At 72.0% G+C, this 17,924-nt stretch carries 17 protein-coding genes; 11 read left to right on the top strand and 6 right to left on the bottom strand.

Annotation, left to right across the window (positions count from 1 at the left end):
• Positions 1-156 precede the first annotated feature (156 nt).
• Together I4Q55_RS02450 and I4Q55_RS02445 are read left to right on the top strand one after the other, a co-directional pair.
• On the top strand, positions 157-1,314 hold the full coding sequence (locus I4Q55_RS02450; protein WP_206784546.1) for a sensor histidine kinase: 1,158 nt from the start codon (positions 157-159) through the stop codon (positions 1,312-1,314).
• Complete coding sequence (locus I4Q55_RS02445) at positions 1,311-1,967, top strand: response regulator transcription factor (protein WP_206784330.1); 657 nt, start codon at positions 1,311-1,313, stop codon at positions 1,965-1,967. The genes I4Q55_RS02450 and I4Q55_RS02445 overlap by 4 nt, the downstream gene beginning before the upstream one ends.
• A gap of 3 nt (positions 1,968-1,970) precedes the next feature.
• Here I4Q55_RS02445 and I4Q55_RS02440 read toward each other — a convergent pair whose 3' ends face one another.
• Both I4Q55_RS02440 and I4Q55_RS02435 read right to left on the bottom strand, forming a co-directional pair.
• A complete protein-coding gene (locus I4Q55_RS02440) occupies positions 1,971-2,882 on the bottom strand; it encodes an SDR family NAD(P)-dependent oxidoreductase (protein ID WP_206784329.1) in 912 nt (303 codons plus the stop codon).
• Positions 2,879-3,469 carry a TetR/AcrR family transcriptional regulator gene (locus tag I4Q55_RS02435; RefSeq protein WP_206784328.1) on the bottom strand — a complete coding sequence of 197 codons (591 nt, stop codon included), beginning with the start codon at positions 3,467-3,469 and terminating at the stop codon, positions 2,879-2,881. The genes I4Q55_RS02440 and I4Q55_RS02435 overlap by 4 nt, the downstream gene beginning before the upstream one ends.
• 197 nt (positions 3,470-3,666) lie before the next feature.
• On the opposite strand from I4Q55_RS02435, the gene I4Q55_RS02430 reads away from it, so the two are divergent.
• From I4Q55_RS02430 to trmB, 6 genes are all read left to right on the top strand, one after another.
• Entirely contained in the window at positions 3,667-4,605 is a 939-nt protein-coding gene (locus tag I4Q55_RS02430; protein ID WP_206784327.1) for an ABC transporter ATP-binding protein, read from the top strand.
• Positions 4,606-4,622: 17 nt separating this feature from the next.
• Positions 4,623-5,375, top strand: coding sequence for an ABC transporter permease (locus I4Q55_RS02425; RefSeq protein ID WP_206784326.1), 753 nt, complete (start codon positions 4,623-4,625; stop codon positions 5,373-5,375).
• Positions 5,376-5,484: 109 nt separating this feature from the next.
• A complete protein-coding gene (locus tag I4Q55_RS02420) occupies positions 5,485-6,399 on the top strand; it encodes an ATP-binding cassette domain-containing protein (protein ID WP_206784325.1) in 915 nt (304 codons plus the stop codon).
• On the top strand, positions 6,396-7,151 hold the full coding sequence (locus tag I4Q55_RS02415; RefSeq protein ID WP_206784324.1) for a hypothetical protein: 756 nt from the start codon (positions 6,396-6,398) through the stop codon (positions 7,149-7,151). Before I4Q55_RS02420 ends, I4Q55_RS02415 begins: the two co-directional genes overlap by 4 nt.
• A 178-nt stretch (positions 7,152-7,329) precedes the next feature.
• Positions 7,330-7,881, top strand: a complete 552-nt coding sequence (locus tag I4Q55_RS02410) for a hypothetical protein (protein ID WP_206784545.1) — start codon at positions 7,330-7,332, stop codon at positions 7,879-7,881.
• Positions 7,882-7,890: 9 nt separating this feature from the next.
• Entirely contained in the window at positions 7,891-8,586 is a 696-nt protein-coding gene (gene trmB / locus I4Q55_RS02405; RefSeq protein WP_206784323.1) for a tRNA (guanosine(46)-N7)-methyltransferase TrmB, read from the top strand.
• 96 nt (positions 8,587-8,682) lie between these two features.
• On the opposite strand, the gene I4Q55_RS02400 is transcribed toward trmB, so the two are convergent.
• Complete coding sequence (locus tag I4Q55_RS02400) at positions 8,683-10,932, bottom strand: ABC transporter permease (protein WP_206784322.1); 2,250 nt, start codon at positions 10,930-10,932, stop codon at positions 8,683-8,685.
• The gene (locus tag I4Q55_RS02395) at positions 10,929-11,630 is read right to left on the bottom strand and encodes an ABC transporter ATP-binding protein (protein WP_206784321.1); all 702 of its coding nucleotides are present in this window, start codon (positions 11,628-11,630) and stop codon (positions 10,929-10,931) included. The genes I4Q55_RS02400 and I4Q55_RS02395 overlap by 4 nt, the downstream gene beginning before the upstream one ends.
• A gap of 173 nt (positions 11,631-11,803) precedes the next feature.
• Here I4Q55_RS02395 and I4Q55_RS02390 point away from each other — a divergent pair, with 173 nt between their 5' ends.
• The 3 genes from I4Q55_RS02390 to I4Q55_RS02380 are packed head-to-tail and all read left to right on the top strand — an operon-like array spanning position 11,804 to position 15,581.
• Positions 11,804-13,600, top strand: coding sequence for a histidine kinase (locus I4Q55_RS02390; protein ID WP_206784320.1), 1,797 nt, complete (start codon positions 11,804-11,806; stop codon positions 13,598-13,600).
• Positions 13,597-14,250, top strand: coding sequence for a response regulator transcription factor (locus I4Q55_RS02385; protein ID WP_206784319.1), 654 nt, complete (start codon positions 13,597-13,599; stop codon positions 14,248-14,250). Before I4Q55_RS02390 ends, I4Q55_RS02385 begins: the two co-directional genes overlap by 4 nt.
• A gap of 23 nt (positions 14,251-14,273) precedes the next feature.
• Positions 14,274-15,581 (top strand): amidohydrolase family protein, encoded by a 1,308-nt coding sequence (locus I4Q55_RS02380; RefSeq protein ID WP_206784318.1) that lies wholly within the window; start codon positions 14,274-14,276, stop codon positions 15,579-15,581.
• Here the strand turns inward: I4Q55_RS02380 and I4Q55_RS02375 are convergent.
• On the bottom strand, positions 15,578-16,255 hold the full coding sequence (locus tag I4Q55_RS02375) for an SDR family oxidoreductase (RefSeq protein ID WP_206784317.1): 678 nt from the start codon (positions 16,253-16,255) through the stop codon (positions 15,578-15,580). The two genes, I4Q55_RS02380 and I4Q55_RS02375, sit on opposite strands and share 4 nt — an antisense overlap.
• The gene (locus tag I4Q55_RS50070) at positions 16,252-17,886 is read right to left on the bottom strand and encodes an SdrD B-like domain-containing protein (RefSeq protein ID WP_206784316.1); all 1,635 of its coding nucleotides are present in this window, start codon (positions 17,884-17,886) and stop codon (positions 16,252-16,254) included. The genes I4Q55_RS02375 and I4Q55_RS50070 overlap by 4 nt, the downstream gene beginning before the upstream one ends.
• Positions 17,887-17,924 lie beyond the last annotated feature (38 nt).

The following is a 17,924-nucleotide window of genomic DNA, read 5'->3' as shown; positions in this document are numbered from 1 at the left end:
CAGCCCTCCCCGTCTCTCGGACTACCCCTGAATCGTGCCATGCGCCTCATCCCGTGGTCGCACCGAAGGTGGTACCGGCGACCGACGCGCGGTTCCGATCGCGCGACCTAGTGTTGTGTGGTGCGACGGCTGAGTCTCTGGATGCGTGCCCACCCCATGGCGGGCGACACGGTGCTGGCCGTCCTGCTCGGCTTGCTCGACCTGCTGCTGCTCGCCGCGGACAGCCTGTCCGACGCGCCGGAGCTGGCGCCCTGGTACATCGCCCTGCCGCTGAACGTCGCGATGGTCACGCCGCTGGTGTTCCGGCGGCGGTCGCCGCTGTGGTCGGCCTACTGCGTGCTGGTGATCGGCGTCGTGCACGCGACGCTGGTGGTCGGCGTCGCCAGCGTGGCCGGGCTGGCGATGAGCGTCTACTCGGTCGTCGTCTACGCCGGGCGGCGGCAGGGGCTGCTGTACGTCGGCGCGGTGGTCGTCGCCTCGGCCGTGGGGCTGGCGCTGGACCAGTCGGACGAGACCGTCATCTCGGCGCTGTTCCTCGCGTTCGGCATCGCCCTGTGCTGGACCCTCGGCGAGTTCGTCGGGGCCCGGCGCGCCTACGACGTGGAAGTGGAGGCCAGGTTGCACCTGCTCGAGACCGAACGTGACCAGGCCACCCGGATCGCGGTGGCCGAAGAACGCGGGCGGATCGCGCGCGAGCTGCACGACGTCGTCGCGCACGCGGTGAGCGTCATGGTCGTGCAGGCCGACGGCGCGTCCTACGCGATCCGGAGCAACCCCGAGCTCGCCCAGCGGGCCCTGCAGACGATTTCCGAGACCGGCCGCGGCGCCCTCGGCGAGCTGCGGCGCCTGCTCGACGTGCTCCGCAGCGACGACGCCGACGGCGAACCCCGCGTGCCGCAGCCGGACGCGCACGCCGTCGCCGAGCTGGCCGACCGGATGCGCACCGCGGGCGTGCCGGTGGAGCTGGAGCTCGGCGAGCTCGGCGACCTGCCGGCCGGCGTCTCGCTGGGCATCTACCGGATCGTGCAGGAGTCGCTGACCAACACGCTCAAGCACGCCGGGCGCGGCGCGACCGCTTCGGTGCGGGTGCACCGCACCGGCGACCTGGTGGAGGTGCTGGTGTCCGACGACGGCGCCGGCCACGTCCCGCAGCTGGTCCCGGCCGCCCGGCGCGACCCCCGCCTGCCGGGCGGCAACGGCTTGATCGGCATGCGCGAACGCGCGCACGTGTACGGCGGGACATTGGACGTGGGCCCGGCACCGGGCGGAGGGTGGCAGGTCCGCGCGGCCCTGCCGGTTAGGTTGGACAAGTGATCAAGGTGGTGGTCGTCGACGACCAGGAACTGATGCGCGTCGGGTTCCGGATGGTGCTGGGCGCCCAGGCCGACATCGACGTCGTCGGCGAGGCGGGCGACGGCGCGCAGGCGATCGAAATGGCGTCGCGACTGCGGCCGGACGTCGTGTTGATGGACGTCCGGATGCCGGTGCTCGACGGCGTCGAGGCGACGAAGCGGATCGTCGCCGCCGGCACCGCGCGCGTGCTGGTGATGACGACGTTCGACCTCGACGAGTACGTGTACGCGGCACTGCAGGGCGGGGCGAGCGGGTTCCTGCTCAAGGACACCCAGCCCGACCACCTGGTGTCGGCGCTGCGCGCGGTCGCCTCGGGCGACGCGGTGGTGTCGCCTTCGGTGACCCGCAGGCTGCTCGACCGCTTCGTCGGTACCGGCGGCGCGCCGATGCGGGACACGGCCGAGCTGGACGTGCTCACCGACCGCGAGCGTGAGGTGCTGGTGCTGATCGCCAAGGGCATGTCGAACCTGGAGATCGCGGAAGCGCTGTTCCTCTCGGAGGCGACGGTGAAGACGCACGTCGGGCGGATCCTGGCGAAGCTGGAGCTGCGGGACCGGGTGCAGGCCGTGGTGCTGGCCTACGAAACCGGCCTCGCCCGCCCCGGCCTCGGTTGAGCGTCAGCGGAAGGCGTCCGGTGGGGTGGTGGCCGGGTCCTTGCCGGCGTTGCGGACCTCGGTGATCCAGCGGCCGAAGTCCGGGCGGTCGCCGTCGACGTCCGTGTAGCCGTACTCCTTCATCAGGGTCCAGGACGCCAGCGTCTGCCCCGCGAAACGGGACACCTTCGGGTCCTGCGCGAGGGCCGCGACGCCGCGGGCCAGCAGGTACGGCGTCTCGGAGATCTTGAAGTCGACCGGGGCGAGCTTGCCGACCGCGTCGCGCCAGTTTTCCTCCGTGACCTCGAAGTGGTCGAGCATCGACTCCGACCGGAGGAAGCCCGGTGTCACCGCGAGGCCGACGCAGTCGTTCTTCTTCAGCTCCACTCCCAATGCCCGGCCGAGCGCGCGGATGCCGCACTTGGCCAGGTAGTACGGCAGGCCCGCGCCGACGTAGTCGTCGTTGTCGCCGTCGGTCACCTCCAGCACCAGGCCGCGACGGGCGACCACCAGTGGCAGCAGCTTGTGCAGCGCGATCAGGTGCGTGTCGAGCGCGTTGTGCGTCAGTTTCAGCGCGTCTTCCAGCGGCGTCTCCCAGAACGGCGCGTCGAAGTGGAAGTACATGTCGCCGCCCCAGACGTCGTCGACCAGGATGTCGATTCCGGCTGCTTCGGACTCGACACGCGCCCGCAGAGCGTCCACATCGGACACCGAGGTGAAGTCGCAGCGGACGACGACCGCCTTGCCGCCCGCCGCCTCGACCAGTTCGCCCGTCTCTTCGATCGTTTCCGGGCGTTGCATGGGGGACCGCGTTTCGCGGGTCGTACGGCCGGTGACGTACACCGTCGCGCCCGCTCGGCCCAGCTCCACCGCGATCGCCCGGCCGCAGCCCCTCGTCGCCCCGGTGACCACCGCGACCTTGCCCTGCAAACTCATGCTTCCTCCCGTCGTCCCCGCCACGCGGTCAGCACCGCGTCGACGTCCTCCGCCAGCCGGTCGGCCAGCCGCCCGTGCGGCCGGATCGACCAGTCGATCGACACCCCGTTGATCACGCCGAGCACAGCGCGCGCGGCTCGCGGCACGCTCGGCGCGTGCGGCAAGGAAGAAACCGCCGCCCGCACCAGGCGCCGCAGTTCTTCCTCGACCGCCGTGAAGTGCTCGCCCAGCAGCGACCGCAGCACCGGGTCGCCGATGTCCACGCCGAGCTGGCCCAGGTGGTTCGCCGCCTCTTCGGCGTCGCCGAGGACCGCGTAGACCGACACCGCCGCCGCGCGCAGGCCGTCGACCGGGTCGTCCGCCCGCGCGGCGCACTCCCGCATCTGCTCGACCGCCCGCCGCGTGGCCCGGCGGCTCATCGCCTGCAGCAGGCCGCTCTTGGAGCCGAACCGCTGCGCGACCGTGCCGACCGAAACCCCGGCCTCCGCCGCCACCTGCGCCAGCGTGAAACCCGGGCCGCAGCGGCCGATCACGGTCTCCGCCGCACTCAGCAGCCGTTCGTCGGTGATGCTCCTCGGCCGGGCCACGTAGTTATTGAACCACAGTTCATTAACTACGGCGAATCAGGGTCGACTCAGGGTCATCACGGATCGCGCATCGGCCGAAAAGCCAGCAAGGTACTACTCAGGTAGGGGGACCGGTTCGGCCTTCAGGGTGACGCGCGAACCACCCTCGACCCGCGACGATGAACGCGTCGTAAGCGAGGGGCGGAAGAGGAGCAGCCATGATCGAGGCAACCGGCCTCACCAAACGGTACGGAAAAACGCTGGCGGTGAACAACCTGTCGTTCTCCGTGTCCGCGGGTCAGGTCACCGGCTTCCTCGGTCCGAACGGGGCCGGCAAGTCCACCACCATGCGGATGATCCTGGGCCTGGACAACCCGACCGGCGGCCAGGTCACCATCGGGGGCAAGAAGTACCACGAACTCAAGGAACCGCTGCGCACCGTCGGCGCGCTGCTCGACGCGAAGTGGGTGCACCCCAACCGCTCGGCGCGCGCCCACCTGCAGTGGATGGCGAAGTCCAACCACATCCCGGCGTCCCGCGTCGACGAGGTGCTCGAGACGGTCGGCCTGACCAGCGTCGCGGGCAAGCGCGCCGGCGGGTTCTCGCTCGGCATGTCGCAGCGGCTCGGCATCGCGGCCGCCCTGCTCGGCGACCCCGAGGTGCTGCTGTTCGACGAGCCGGTGAACGGCCTGGACCCCGAGGGCATCCTGTGGATCCGGAAGTTCATGCACCGGCTGGCCGACGAAGGCCGCACCGTTTTCGTGTCCAGCCACCTGCTTTCGGAGATGGCGCTGACCGCGAGCAACCTCGTGGTGATCGGCCGCGGACAACTGATTTCGCAGTCGTCGACCGAGGACTTCGTCGCTCGCGCGGCCGAAAACACGGTCAAGGTGCGTTCTCCGCAGCTGGCCGAGCTCCGGGACGCCCTGCAGCGCGCCAGCGCCGGGGTCACCGAGGAAGCGAACGCGCTCGTGGTGTCCGGGATGGACAGCGACAAGATCGGCGAGATCGCCGCCGCCAACCGCATCGTGCTGCACGAGCTGAGCCCGCAGACCGGCTCGCTCGAGCAGGCCTTCATGCAGATCACCGGCGACTCCGTCGAGTACCACACCGGCCTCGACGCCGAGGCGCAGCACGTGCTCGAGTCCGTCAAGTAACCGGGGAAACCAAGACCATGAACCTGCTCGCCGTGGAACGCATCAAGCTGTTCTCGACCCGCTCGCCGTGGTGGTGCGCGCTCATCACCCTGGCCCTGGCCATCGGCTTCGCCGCCATCTTCGCCGGCGCGTCGCCCGCCGACGAACCGGTCACCGTGGCCGCCACGCAGTTCGGCGGCTCCCAGTTCGGCATCGCCGTCGTCATGGTGCTCGCCGCGCTCGCGGTGACCACCGAATACCGCTTCAACACCATCCGGACGACCTTCCAGGCGGTGCCGCACCGCTCGCCGGCGCTGGTCGCCAAGGCGATCGTCGTCGCGGTGGTCGCGCTGGTCATCGGGGAGATCGCCGCGTTCGGCGCCCTCGGCCTCAGCATGCTGATGCGGCCGAACGACGGCATCGGCCTGCACACCACGCAGGACTGGATGAACGTCGCCGGGCTCGGGCCGGTGTTCGCGGTCGCCGCCGTGCTCGCCGTCGCGCTCGGGATCCTCGTCCGGCACAGCGCCGGCGCCATCGCCCTGCTGCTCATCTACTACTTGGCCGTCGAAGAGCTGGTGCAGCTCATCCCGAAGGTCGGGCGCCACATCCACGAGTGGCTGCCGTTCAACGTGGCGAACAAGTTCCTGCGCGGCTCCGCCGCCGGGGGCGACGGCCCGCCGCCGTCGGACTCGCCGCTGAGCCCCGGCTGGGCGCTGGCGTACTTCGCCGGCATCGCGATCGTGTTCCTGCTCATCGCGCTCGGGGTCGCGAAGAAGCGGGACGCCTGAGGGGAAACAGGGGAATAGGGGAAAACACCGGATCCGGGCCGCGCTGTCGGGGGGCGACCCGGATCCGGTGTTTCGCAGTAGGCTTCGCCTGGACGGACGGGGGAGCCCCATGATCGAAGCGACAGCACTGACCAAGCGGTACGGCGCCACGACCGCGGTCAACGAACTGACGTTCACCGCGCGCTCGGGCCGCGTCACCGGGTTCCTCGGCCCGAACGGCGCCGGCAAGTCCACGACCATGCGGCTGATCCTCGGCCTCGACAGCCCGGACGCGGGCCAGGTGCTCGTCGACGGCGTCCCGTACCGGGAGCTGAAAGATCCACTGAGGACGGTCGGCGCGATGCTGGACGCCACCTGGCGCCACCCCGGCCGCAGCGGACGCGATCACCTGCGCTGGCTGGCCGCGACCAACGGCATCCCGGACAAACGCGTCGAAGAGGTGCTCGCGCTGGTCGGCCTGACGAGCGTGGGCAAGACGCGCGTCCTGCAGTACTCGCTCGGCATGCAGCAGCGGCTGGGGATCGCCGCCGCCATGCTCGGCGACCCGCGCGTGCTGCTGTTCGACGAGCCGGTGAACGGCCTCGACCCCGAAGGCATGGCCTGGATCCGGCAGCTGCTGCACGCACTGGCCGGCGAGGGCCGGACCGTGTTCGTCTCCAGCCACCTGCTGCCCGAGATGGCACAGACCGCGCAGGACCTCGTCGTGATCGGCCGCGGCAGGCTGATCTACCAGGGCACCATGGACGACTTCGTCGCGCAGACGAGCGAGCACGGCGTCCGCGTGCGCACCCCGCACGCCGACCAGCTGCGCGCGGCGCTGGCCGGGCAGGCCGAGTTCACCGAAGCCGACGGCGCCTTCGTGGTGTCCGGCTTGGACAGTGACCGGGTCGGTCAGCTCGCCTTCGACGCCGGCGCGACCCTGCACGAGCTGAGCCCGATCACCGGCTCGCTCGAGCAGGCCTACCTCGACCTCACCCGCGACGCCGTCGAGTTCGCGGTGCCGTCTTCGGAGGCCACCCGATGATCACCCACCTCTTCCGCGCCGAGCGCATCAAGCTCTTCAGCACGCGGGCGCCCTGGTGGTGCCTGGCCATCGCGATCCTCGCGCCGCTCGGCTTCACCGTGCTGTTCTTCGCGCTGGCCGGGCCGGAGATCCCGCCGACCGTCGGCAACACCCAGCTCGCGAGCGGCAACGGCCGGACCGTGCTGCTCGTCCTCGCGGTGCTCGCGACCGCGTCGGAGTTCAACTGGGGCACCATGCGGCTGACGTTCCAGGCGGTGCCGAGCCGGGTGCCCGCGCTGCTGGCCAAGGTCATGGTCGTCGGCGCGGTGGGCGCGGCCCTCGGGCTGGTCGTCGGCTTCGGCTCCTGGGGCGTGGCGACGCTGGTGCAGCCGGACGCCGACCTCGCGCTGCACTCGGGCGCCGCGTGGCGCTCGGTGCTCGGCCAGAGCCTGGTCTTCCTGTTCACCGCGGTCGCCGGGGTCGGCGTCGCGCTCCTGCTGCGCAGCGTCGCCTTCGCGCTGACGGTGGTCCTCGTGTGGACGCAGGTGCTGGAGGGCGTCCTCGTCTTCATCCCGGGTATCGGCAAGCACATCTACCAGTGGATGCCGTTCCACGCCGCCGACGAGTTCGTCGGGGCGGGCGGGTTCGCCGCGGGCCCGCTCGGGCTGCCGGCCGCGCCGCTCGGCCCGTGGGGCTACCTCGGTTACTTCGCGGCGATCACCGTTGCCCTGTTCGTGGCCGGCGTGCTCGTGACGGCACGACGCGACGCCTGAGCGTGACCGCGGTCTCAATACCGCAGAGAACCTTGTTAACAAAAGGTGAAACAGCTGTGGCTTCTCTCACAGCCACCGGACATACTGCTACGACCAGGCCAGATTCATAAGTGAGAGCACCGGACCCGTCTGAACTCCCCCCAGGAGGTGAATCTTGACGGTGGACACCGGGCAAGAATTGGGTGGCACGATTCCCCGAGCCCGCGTCGAAGACGACGCTCCCCGGCTCGAACCCATGCTGGACCTCGAATGGTCGCGGGCGATCGAACTCCCACAGGCCGCCATGACGGCGGCGACGCCCGCCGAACTCCGCCGGGCGTGGGTGCACCGCGCGCCGGAAGACAGCGTCCTGGCCCTGTTCCGCGCTTCGGCCGGGATGGCGGGCCCGATCCCCGCGCCGTGGTGGCTGCGCGCGGTCGCGGACGGCAAGCTCGATTCCCGGGAACAGGGTTTCCGCGTCGAGGACCGGATCGCGCAACTGCTCGGCAGGCGCCCGGGGTGGGAATTCGTCCCGTGGGCCGCGGACGGCGAATCCGGTTACTGGGAGTTCATGCCGTCCGAACGCGGCAAATCGGGACACGCGATTCCGACGACGGTGATGAACACCGACCGGCACCCGGGCTGGATCGACGTCCTCCCCGCGCACACCGGGCCGACACCGGACCCGATCCCGGTGGCCGGGCTGGCCGGGCTGCGATCTCGTCTCGGGGTGTTCGAAGCCGTTCGTTAACCTCGGCTGGTGGAAAACGAGGACCAGCCCCGGCTGCGCAGCGTGGTCAGTTACGTCAAACGCGGCGGCCGGATGACCGTCGGGCAGCAGCGCGCTTGGGACGAGCTGTGGCCTGAACTCGGCCGCACGGTGAGCGAGCTGCCCCCGGGGCCGCTGGACTTCACCGCGTGGTTCGGCCGCGAGGCGCCGGTCATGCTGGAGATCGGCTCCGGCATGGGCGAGACGACGTCGCAGCTGGCCGCCGCGGCGCCGGAGCTGAACTACGTCGCGGCCGAGGTCTACGACCCGGGCGTCGGCCAGCTGATGCTGCGCGCCGAGAAGCTGGGCGTGGAAAACCTGCGGCTGCTGCACGGCGACGCCGTCGTGCTGCTGACCGAGCACGTCGAGCCGGGGACGCTGCACGGCGTCCGGCTGTTCTTCCCCGACCCGTGGCCGAAGAAGAAGCACCACAAGCGGCGGATCGTGTCGCCGTCGTTCGCCGCCCTCGTGGCGTCGCGGCTCGCGCCCGGCGGCACCTTCCACATGGCGACCGACTGGGAGAACTACGCCGAGCAGATGCTCGAGGTCTGCTCCGCCGAACCGGCGCTGAAAAACCGGTACGACGGCTGGGCGCCGCGCCCAGAATGGCGGCCGGTGACCAAGTTCGAGCAGCGCGCCGACGTCGAGGGCCGCGTCTCGCACGACCTGATCTTCGAGAAGCGCTGACACTGAAGGGGACTCTCTCCGGATCCCCTGCGGAGAAAGTCCCCTTCAGCTCACTACCCCCGGTATCCGCCCCTCCCCCGACAGAGAGGCGAACGCCTATTCGTCGGCCAGCGGCTCGGCCTGGACCCGCTTCAGGGCGGGCGTGCAGACCGACGCGCCGAGCAGGGCCACCCCGACCCCGAGCACGACCGGCGCGAGCAGCCACGGGCTGAGCACGATGCCGCGCTCGTCGACCATGCTGTAGAGCCCAACGCCGACCAGTACCCCGACGATTCCCGCGCCGATGGTGGCGACCAAAGCCGGCAGCGCGGCTTCCATCCGCAACGCCCGCGCCAGCACCCGCACCGGCGTGCCCGCGGCCATCAGCGCGCCGAACGTGCGGCGGCGGTCCATCACCGAGCCCGCGGTCGCGACCGCGGCACTGCAGCCGGCCAGGACGCCCGCCGCGATCAGCCCGATCACCGTGACCCGGCGCAGGTCGCCGAGCTCGGTCTGCTGGTTGTACAGGTACTGGTCGCGGCTGCCGATACTCGCGCCGGCCGCCGGCCCGGCCAGTGCCGTCCGGACGATCTCGCGGTTCGCGTCGGTGGTCGGCGCGACCACCGTGTAGTCCGTCGGCGTGACCCCGGCCGGCACCGCGGCCGGATCGACGATCAGCGTGTCCGACAGGTCCGGGTCGCGGGGCGGCACGGCTTCCACCCGCGTGCCCGACTTCGCGGCGACTGCCGGCCCGTCCCACGCGGCGGCGAACTTGTACTGCGCGAGGTCGATCGCCGTGTCGCCGATGACGGCCGGGCCGCCCGTGCAGTTCTCCGGCGTGAGCCCGTAGCGGGTCAGCTTGACGGCGTCGGCGCAGGTCATCACCAGCGCGCGGTGGCCGTACCGGTTGGGGGCCGTGCCCTTGACGAGGTAGACCTCGCCGACCGCGACCGCCTTCTCCTGCTGGCCGTACTTCTGCAGGGCCGCGTTGGCCTGCTCGACGATCGGGCCCGCGTGCTGGTCGTCGGTGTCGACGTAGAGCACGGAGTCGGCGTAGGAGCGCCCGCCACCGGCCATCGACTCGAACGTCGGCAGCAGCGTCAGCGCCATCGACCCGGCGAACACCGCCAGCACGATCCCGGCGGACGCGCGGTAGGCGCCCTTCGGGTCGTCACGCAGGCGGCGGCCGGCGAGCAGCGCCGACGGGCGCCGCCAGATCCGGACGAACGTGCCACCCACCGCCGACGTCACCCACGGCCCGACGATCGCGGCCGAGCCGACCAGCAGGAACAGGCCCGCCATGACGAACCCGATGCCGCCGTAGTCCTTCGCCGTCGCCACCGCGACCAGGAAGAACACCCCGGCCGCGGGCAGGGCCAGCAACCGCCACCAGCGCAACGGCTTCTTCGTGTGACCGCCGGTGGCGAACAGCGGGTTCTTGAGGACGCGACGCAGGCCGAGCACGCCGGCCAGCACCACGAGCACCGGGATGGCCACGACGATGAACACCGTCAGCCCGACCGGCAGCGCGAAGTCCGCCGCCAGCCAGGTGCCGCCGGCCCACGGCACGAACGAGGCGAGGCCGTGCAGTGCCGGGCTGATCAGCAGGCCGAGCAGCGCCCCGATGCCCGCGGACAACGTCGTCTCGGCGGCCACCATGTTCGTGACCTGCCCCGGTGTCGCCCCGGCCAGCCGGATCGCGGCGAGCCGCCGTTCGCGCCGGGCCGCGGTCAGCCGCGCCGACGACGCGACCAGCACCAGGCTCGGCACCAGCAGCACGATGATCCCGACCCAGGACAGCAGCATGAGCAGGGCGTCCGGGCTCGCCTTCCCGCTCGGGAAGCCCGCGATCTTGTCGGCGTTCTGCGGCATCGCGTCCGGCGTGTGCCCGGTCAGCGCGACGAGCTGCTCCGGGAACCGGAGGCCGGCCTCGCCGAGCGCGCCGACGGGCTTGCCGAACCGGTCGCCGAGCTGCGCGGCCGGGTTGGCCTGCAGGAGCCGCCCGAGCGCGGGCGACACGACGGTCTCGCCGGGGCCGGGTAGCTGCGGCACGCCCGGTGGCAGCTGGACGGACCCGGGCGTCACGCCGGGGGCCAGCGCGATGTCGACGCGCACGATCTGCTTGCCGTCGAAGTAGTCCCTCGACGCGTTGTAGAGCAGGTTGACCGGGCCGTCGGAGCCGCGGCTGTAGAACTGCTCGCCCTGCCAGAGGGCACGCTGTTCGCGGTTCTGGGTGGCGAACGGCAGCGTCGCCAGCAGCAGCACCAGCCCGGTCGCGACGGCCACCCCGATCGCGGTGAGGATCGCCGACGTCCGGGTCCGCCGGTCGACCTTCAGCACCCGCAGGGCGATCTGGAGGGAGTTCACGCCGCCAGCCTCGTCGCGATCAGGCCGTCACGGATGGCGACGGTCTTGGGCATCGACTCGGCCAGCTCGCGGTCGTGCGTCACCACGATCACCGCGGCCCCGGTCTCGTGGGCGGCGCCGAGGAGGGCGTCCATCGTCTCGCGGCCGGTGCGCGTGTCGAGCGCGCCGGTCGGCTCGTCGGCGAAGATGACCTTCGGCCGGTGGGTCAGCGCCCGCGCGATCGCGACGCGCTGGGCTTCGCCGCCGGACAGCTCGCCGGGACGGCGGCGCTCCTTGCCGGCCAGGCCGAGCCGGGACAGCCAGACGCGGCCGGCGTCGATGGCTTCCTTGCGGCCGAGCCCGGCCAGCAGCGACGGCAGCGCGACGTTCTCTTCGGCCGACAGCTCGGCGACCAGCATCCCCGACTGGAAGACGAACCCGAACTCGGTGCGGCGCAGCTCGCTGCGCTTCTTCTCGCCGAGGTGGTCGATCCGCTGCCCGCCCAGGAAGATCTGCCCGTCGTCGGCCCGGAGGATGCCGGCCAGGACGTGCAGCAGCGACGTCTTGCCCGAGCCGGACGGCCCGACGATGGCGACGGCGTCCCGCGGCTGGATGTCGATGTCGATGCCGGCCAGGGCGTGCTGGGTGCCGTAGCGCTTCACCAGGCCGCGGCCGGAGAGCACCGGGCCGCTCGTCGCGTGTGGAGTGTTCGGGTCCACGAGGTTTCTCCCTGTCGGTCGGATCTTGATGCCGACGAGCCTCGCCGAGATCGGGGTGCGTCCACTTCGGGCAGACGGCCAGTCACGGCCCGGCCCGCATCGGCCGATCGGCCGAGGGCGGGCGGGCCACTCGGCCAAGGTGCGGGCGACGGGGAATCACGTAACGTCACGTTGTGCCCGCCGCGCCTCTGCCGAAAACGCTCTACACCCGCGCCGCCGCCCTGGTGCGGCGCATCGGCGTGCCCTCCGCCGTCCTGTACGCCGCGCTGGTTTTCGACGTCGTCTACACAACGCAGGCGGCGCTCGACGAACTCGGCCCGCGCCTCGTCGACTTCGGCCTGCTGCCGGGTATCTTCGCGATGGCCGCCTGCGGGCTCTGGGCCCAGAAGCGAGCCGCGGTCGCCGGGGTGGCCGGCGGCGGGGTGCTGATCTTCTCCACGCTCTTCATCCACGCGGCCCGCATCCCGCCGTACTCCAGCGTGCTGCCGAAGGTGACCATCACCGAGGTCGTGGCCGGGGTGCTGATGGTCTACTTCGTGGCCCGCCGGGCGCGGGCGGGCGTGGCGTTCTGCGTGGTCAGCTTCCTGGTCGTCGCCGGCCTCGTCGCTGTCTTCGGCCGGTACGGGAGTGTCGCCGACATCGACAGCGGCACGGGCTTCCAGGCGCTGCTGTTCGGCCTGCTGCTGCTCGTCGCCCCGCTCGTGCCCGCCATCGCGGCCCGCGACCGCAGCCCCCGCGGCGAGCCGCGGACCCGGCTGCTGCGCCGGGTGAACGAACTGGCGATGGGCCAGTGGCCGCTGATGGGGCTGCTCGGCTTCGCGCTGCTGTTCGAGTTCGGCTCGACGTACTCCGGCAGCGCCCGCGCGTTCCCGGTCCTGTTCTGCTCGATCGTCGCGGCCGTCATCGCGGTGCTGTCGCCGCGGCGGCCCGCGGACGCGCTCCTCGGCCTCAGCGGGATCATGCTGGTTTCGGCGCTCATCGCGCCGTTCCTGCGCCTCGGCTTCGACTACCCGGTCTCGGCCGGCGTGCCGGTCACGCAGGTCATCGCCGGGATGGGCGTGGTCGTGAACCTGACCCGCGCCCGGGGGCTGAGCCAGGCGTGGCCGCGGATCGGCGTGCTGTCGGCGGTCGTCGCGCTCGGGACGATCCTCAACGCGCGCCGGACGAGCGGCCTGGAGACCGACCCGCAGAACCTGTCCACCTACGCCTTCGGCGCGGCGCTGCTGCTGGGCATCTCGATCGCGATCGGCCTGATGCTGCGTTCGCGGGACTCCGAGCGCACCACGGCGGTCCAGTCGGCGGTGAGCGACGCCCAGACCGCGGAACGGATGGCGCTGGCCCGTGAGCTCCACGACGTCGTCGCCCACCACGTCACCGGCATCGTCGTGCAGGCCCAGGCCGCGCGGATGATGGCCGAGAAGAACCCGCAGATCGCCGTCGAGGCGATGGGCCGGATCGAGAACGCCGGCGTCGAGGCGCTCGCGGCGATGCGGCGGCTGGTCCGGTCGATGCGGGGTGACGCGCCGGCGGGGTCCAGCGAGTTCAGCGAGCAGGCGACCACCGACCTGGGCGCCGACCTGCGGAAGCTGGTCGAAAGCGCCAACCACGGCGTGACGACGTCGATGCACCTCGACCTGCCGCCGGACCTGCCGCACGAGGTCGGCCGCTCGGCGCTGCGGCTGGTGCAGGAGTCGCTGACGAACGTCGGCAAGCACGCCGCCGACGCGACCGAAGCGGTCGTCGTCGCCGAAGTGCAGGGTGCTCAACTGCACCTGCGGGTGACCGACAACGGGCGCGGGACGACACGCCGTCCGGCCGGCGGGTCGGGCGGCTACGGTCTGGTCGGCATGCGCGAACGCGTCGCGCTGCTCAAGGGCCGGCTGTCGGCCGGGCGGGACCCGGACGGCGGCTGGCGCGTCGAAGCCTGGCTGCCGCTGGCCACTGGAGAAGACATGGAAGGGGACGAGTGATCCGGGTACTGATCGCCGACGACCAGGAAATGGTGCGGATGGGGTTCCGCATGATCCTGGACGCGCAGGACGACATCGAGGTCGTCGCCGACGTCGCGGACGGCGTCTCGGCGGTCTCGAAGGCCCGCGAACTGCGCCCGGACGTCTGCCTGCTCGACATCCGCATGCCCGGCCTCGACGGCCTGGAAGTCACCCGGCAGCTGGCCGGGCCGGACGTGACCGACCCGCTGAAGGTGGTCGTCGTCACGACGTTCGACCTCGACGAGTACGTCCACACCGCGCTGCGCAACGGCGCGTCGGGGTTCCTGCTGAAGGACGCGGGCCCGGCGCTGCTGATCGAGGCGGTCCGCGCGGCCGACCGCGGCGACGCGCTGGTCTCGCCGCAGATCACCGTCCGGCTGCTCAAGCACTTCGACGGGTCCGGCGCGGCGAAGCCGCAGGTCCCGCCGCCGTCCGAGCCGCTGACCGCGCGTGAGCTGGAGGTCGTCAAGGCGGCCGCGCAGGGGATGACGAACACCGAGATCGGCAAGGAGCTGTTCATGTCGCTGTCGACGGTGAAGACGCACCTGGCGTCGGTGCAGAGCAAGATCGGCGCGCGGAACCGGGTGGAGACCGCGGCGTGGGCGTGGCGGAGCGGAGTCGTTTCGTGATTCCGGGTGCGTAGTATCCAGAGATGCAACGCCGTTTCCACGCACCTGTCGTTCTCCCCGCCGACCCGTCCTGTTCGCTTGTCCGTGACGCGGTCGTCGACGTCGACGCCGACGGGCGCATTGCCTACTGCGGACCGGCGGCCACCGCCCCCGAGTCCGCCGCGCCGGTCACCACCCTGACCGGCATCCTGCTTCCCGGCCTGGTCAACACGCACGCGCACAGCCCGATGACGTTGCTGCGCGGCATGGGTGGCGACCTGCCGCTGCTGCCCTGGCTGAACGAGATCATCTGGCCGGCCGAGGCGAAGCTGCGCCCGGAGGACGTCCGCACCGGCATGCTGCTCGGCTCGGTCGAGATGCTCCGCCACGGCGTCACGACCAGCGCCGAGATGTACTTCGAGGGCGAGCAGCTGGTCGACGCGGTGCTCACGACGGGCGGCCGCGTGCTGGTCGCGCCACCGGTGATGGAGCTGCCGGGCCTGGACTGGAAGACCCAGCTCGCCGGAATCGAGCGCTGGATCGACGCGGACGGCCTCCGCTTCGGCCACGGCGACCGCATCGAGCTGGGCTACGGCCCGCACTCGGCGTACATGCTGTCTTCGGACGGATTGCGCGCTACGGCGGAGTCGGCTGCTTCGCGGGGCGCGCTGGTCCAGATCCACGTCGCCGAGGCGGCGGCCGAGGACACGGCGGTCCGCGAGGCGCACGGTTCGGTGCCGGCTTTGCTCAAGGAGCTGGGCATGCTGGACGGCCGGGTGCTGGCGGCGCATTCGATCCACCTGTCGGACGCGGACATCGCGCTGTACGCCGCGCACGGGGTCGGGATGGCGCACTGCCCGGGGTCGAACGCGAAGCTGGCTTCGGGGATCGCGCGCATCGCGGAGCTTCGGGCGGCGGGGGTCGCGGTCGGGCTCGGCACGGACGGGCCGGCGTCCAACGACGACATCGACCTGTGGGAAGAACTGCAGCTCGCGGCCATGTTCGCCCGGTTGGCCACGGGGGATTCGACGGTGCTGACGGCGGCGGACGTGTTCCTGCTGGCAACCCGCGGTGGGGCGGCGGCGCTGGGCCGGTCCGACATCGGCGCGTTGGAGCCGGGCCGGTGGGCCGACCTGGTGCACGTCGACCTGGACGACCCGGCGTTCGCGTGCGGCCTGGACGTGCCGGACGTGCAGCTGCTGTCGAACCTCGTGTGGGCCGCGGGGTCGCGGCGGGTACGGGACGTGTGGGTCGCGGGCGAGCAGGTCGTGGCCGACGGCGAGCCGACGAAGGTGGACCGGGCGAAGGTGCAGGCCGGCGTGGCCGACACCGCCGCCCGGCTGCGGGCCTAGCGCGGGCGGAGGATGAGCTCCGTCGGGTGGGCGTCCGGGGTGGCCGACAGCGCCGTCACCACCGCGGTGGCCACCGAGTCCGCCTTCAACAGGTGGGAGGTGTCGTACTCGCGCCCCTCGCCCGCGAAGATCTCCTGCTGCATCTCCGTGTCCGTGCGGCCCGGGTACACCGACGTCACGCGGATCTCCGGCTCCTCCTCGCGGAGGGCGTCGGCGAAGGCGCGGACCGCGAACTTGCTCGCCGCGTACGGGGACCAGCCCGGGCGGGCGTTCAGGCCCGCTCCCGAGTTGATCACCACCACGTGGCCGCGGGCCGCGCGCAGGGCCGGGAGGAGCAGGCGGGTCAGCTCGACCACCGCCAGGGTGTTGACCTCGAAGTTGTCGCGCCACGCCTGGCCGCCGGCGTCCTCGATGCGGCCCAGGCGCGCCACGCCCGCCGAGTGGACCAGGACGTCCAGCGCGGCGATGTCCGCGACCGCCTCGGCCAGGGATGCCGGGTCCGTCAGCTCCACCGGCCACGGCTTCGCGCCCGGGAGCTCCTTCGCCAGCGCGGCCAGTGCGTCGGCGTCGCGGCCGCCGAGGAGCAGGCGGTGCGTCGGGGACAGCTGGTGGGCGACCGCCGCGCCGATTCCGCGGGAAGCTCCGGTCACCAGGGCCAGGGGGAGATCCGTCATGCCCTCACCGTAGCGGCGAACCCGGCGTCCACCGTGCGGTCTTCGCGCTTGCCGGGCCCCACCGCGCGCGGGTCCGCGCAGCCGGACGCCGGGTCGGCGTCGGAGTCGCCGGTGTCGTCGCCGGTGTCCTTGGCCGTCGGGTGGTGGCCCTCGGCGGTGAAGCACACCTGGTACGTGCCGTCCTCCAGGCCGTCGAAGACGTACGACCCGTCGGGGCTGGTGACCACCGTTGCCTGCTCCGTGCCTGCCGCGTCCTTCAGGACCGCCTTGACCCCGGCGAGGCCCGGCTCGCCCGCGTCCTGCCGGCCGTTGCCGTTCGTGTCGGCCCAGGCGAAGTCGCCGATCCGGTTGGTCGGGGAGAGCAGCCCGAGGTCGGCCGCGAAGTCCTCGTGCGACGGGCCGCCCACCGTGCGGGGTGCGGTGCAGCCGTCCGGGTCGGCGTCGGAATCGCGGTCTTCGCCGCCCGCGTCGCGGCGGGTCACGGTGAAGTCCGCCGGAACGGCGAAGCAGACCTGGTAGGTGCCGTCCTTCAGCTTGTCGAAGCCGTACTTGCCCTTGTCGTCGGTCGTCGTGGTGCCGACCGTGCCGCCCGCGCCGTCCTTCAGCGTCACCTTGACGCCCGCGACGCCGGGCTCGCCCGGGTCCTGCAGGCCGTCGCGGTTGCGGTCGGCCCAGACGAAGTCGCCGATCTTCGCGATGGCCGGCGGCGGCAGCACCGTGATCGTCGCCGACGCCGTCTTGTCGCCGAGCGTGCCGCCCGGGTGGTGCACGCCGGTGACCTTCGCCGTGTTGACGTGCCCGCTGTCGGCCACCGTGAGGTCCGGGTGGTCGCAGGTCAGCTGCCGGTTCGCGCCCGCGGCCAGTGAAAACGGCTCGAACGTCCCCGGGCACCACGGGTCCTGCACCGTGATCCCGCTCAGGTCCTGGGTGCCGTCGTTGGTCACGGTGATGCGGTAGTGCGCGGTTTCGCCCGCGGTCACCGTCGCGAACGACGCCCACGCGCCGGTCGCCGGGTTCCGCACTTCCTTCTTCACCGAGTACGCCGCGAGCTGGAGGTCTACGCAGTCCCAGTGCAGCCGGTCGAGGGTGGTGGTGGCGAAGAACTTCACCGCGGTCGCCTTGGCCGGCGCGGTCGCCGCCGGGAACTCCTGCCGGACGAGGGCGCCGTCGCCGGCGTAGTGGTCGGCAACGAGCTTGGTCTCCTGGATCTGCGTGCCGGTGTTGTCGTAGAACCGCAGGCCGGTGGCCGGTTCGTACCTCGGCGCGCGCGAAGCGGTCCAGACGCTGAGGGTGTAGACGCCGCCGGGCACGAACCGCTCGTTCTGGTAGGCGGTGCTGGTCTTGCCGTCCGGCGTCTGGATGACCGCGGCCCGCTGCCCGTCGACGGCGTACTCCTGCACTGTCAGCAGCCTGGGCACCTTCGCGGCGGGCGTTCCAGGCGGGACCGGGGCGGCCGGGGCGAAGACGTACCCGTCCGGGGCGCCGTTGCGGGCCGCGAGCTCGAGGCTCGGGTTCGCCGCGAGCCCGCCGCAGACCGGCGGGGCGTCCTCGGCGACGGACGCGGACGCGGGCACGACCGCCGCCGCGATCGCCACCACCGCCACCGCCACCGTGCGTCCCGAGAAGATCACCTCTCGACTATGGCGCGCGGCGCGGGCCCGCACCGGCC

This window comes from Amycolatopsis sp. MtRt-6 (assembly GCF_017308975.1).
GTDB lineage: Bacteria > Actinomycetota > Actinomycetes > Mycobacteriales > Pseudonocardiaceae > Amycolatopsis.
Note: the sequence above shows the minus strand (reverse complement) of the source record. Positions and strands in the feature narration are given on the sequence as shown.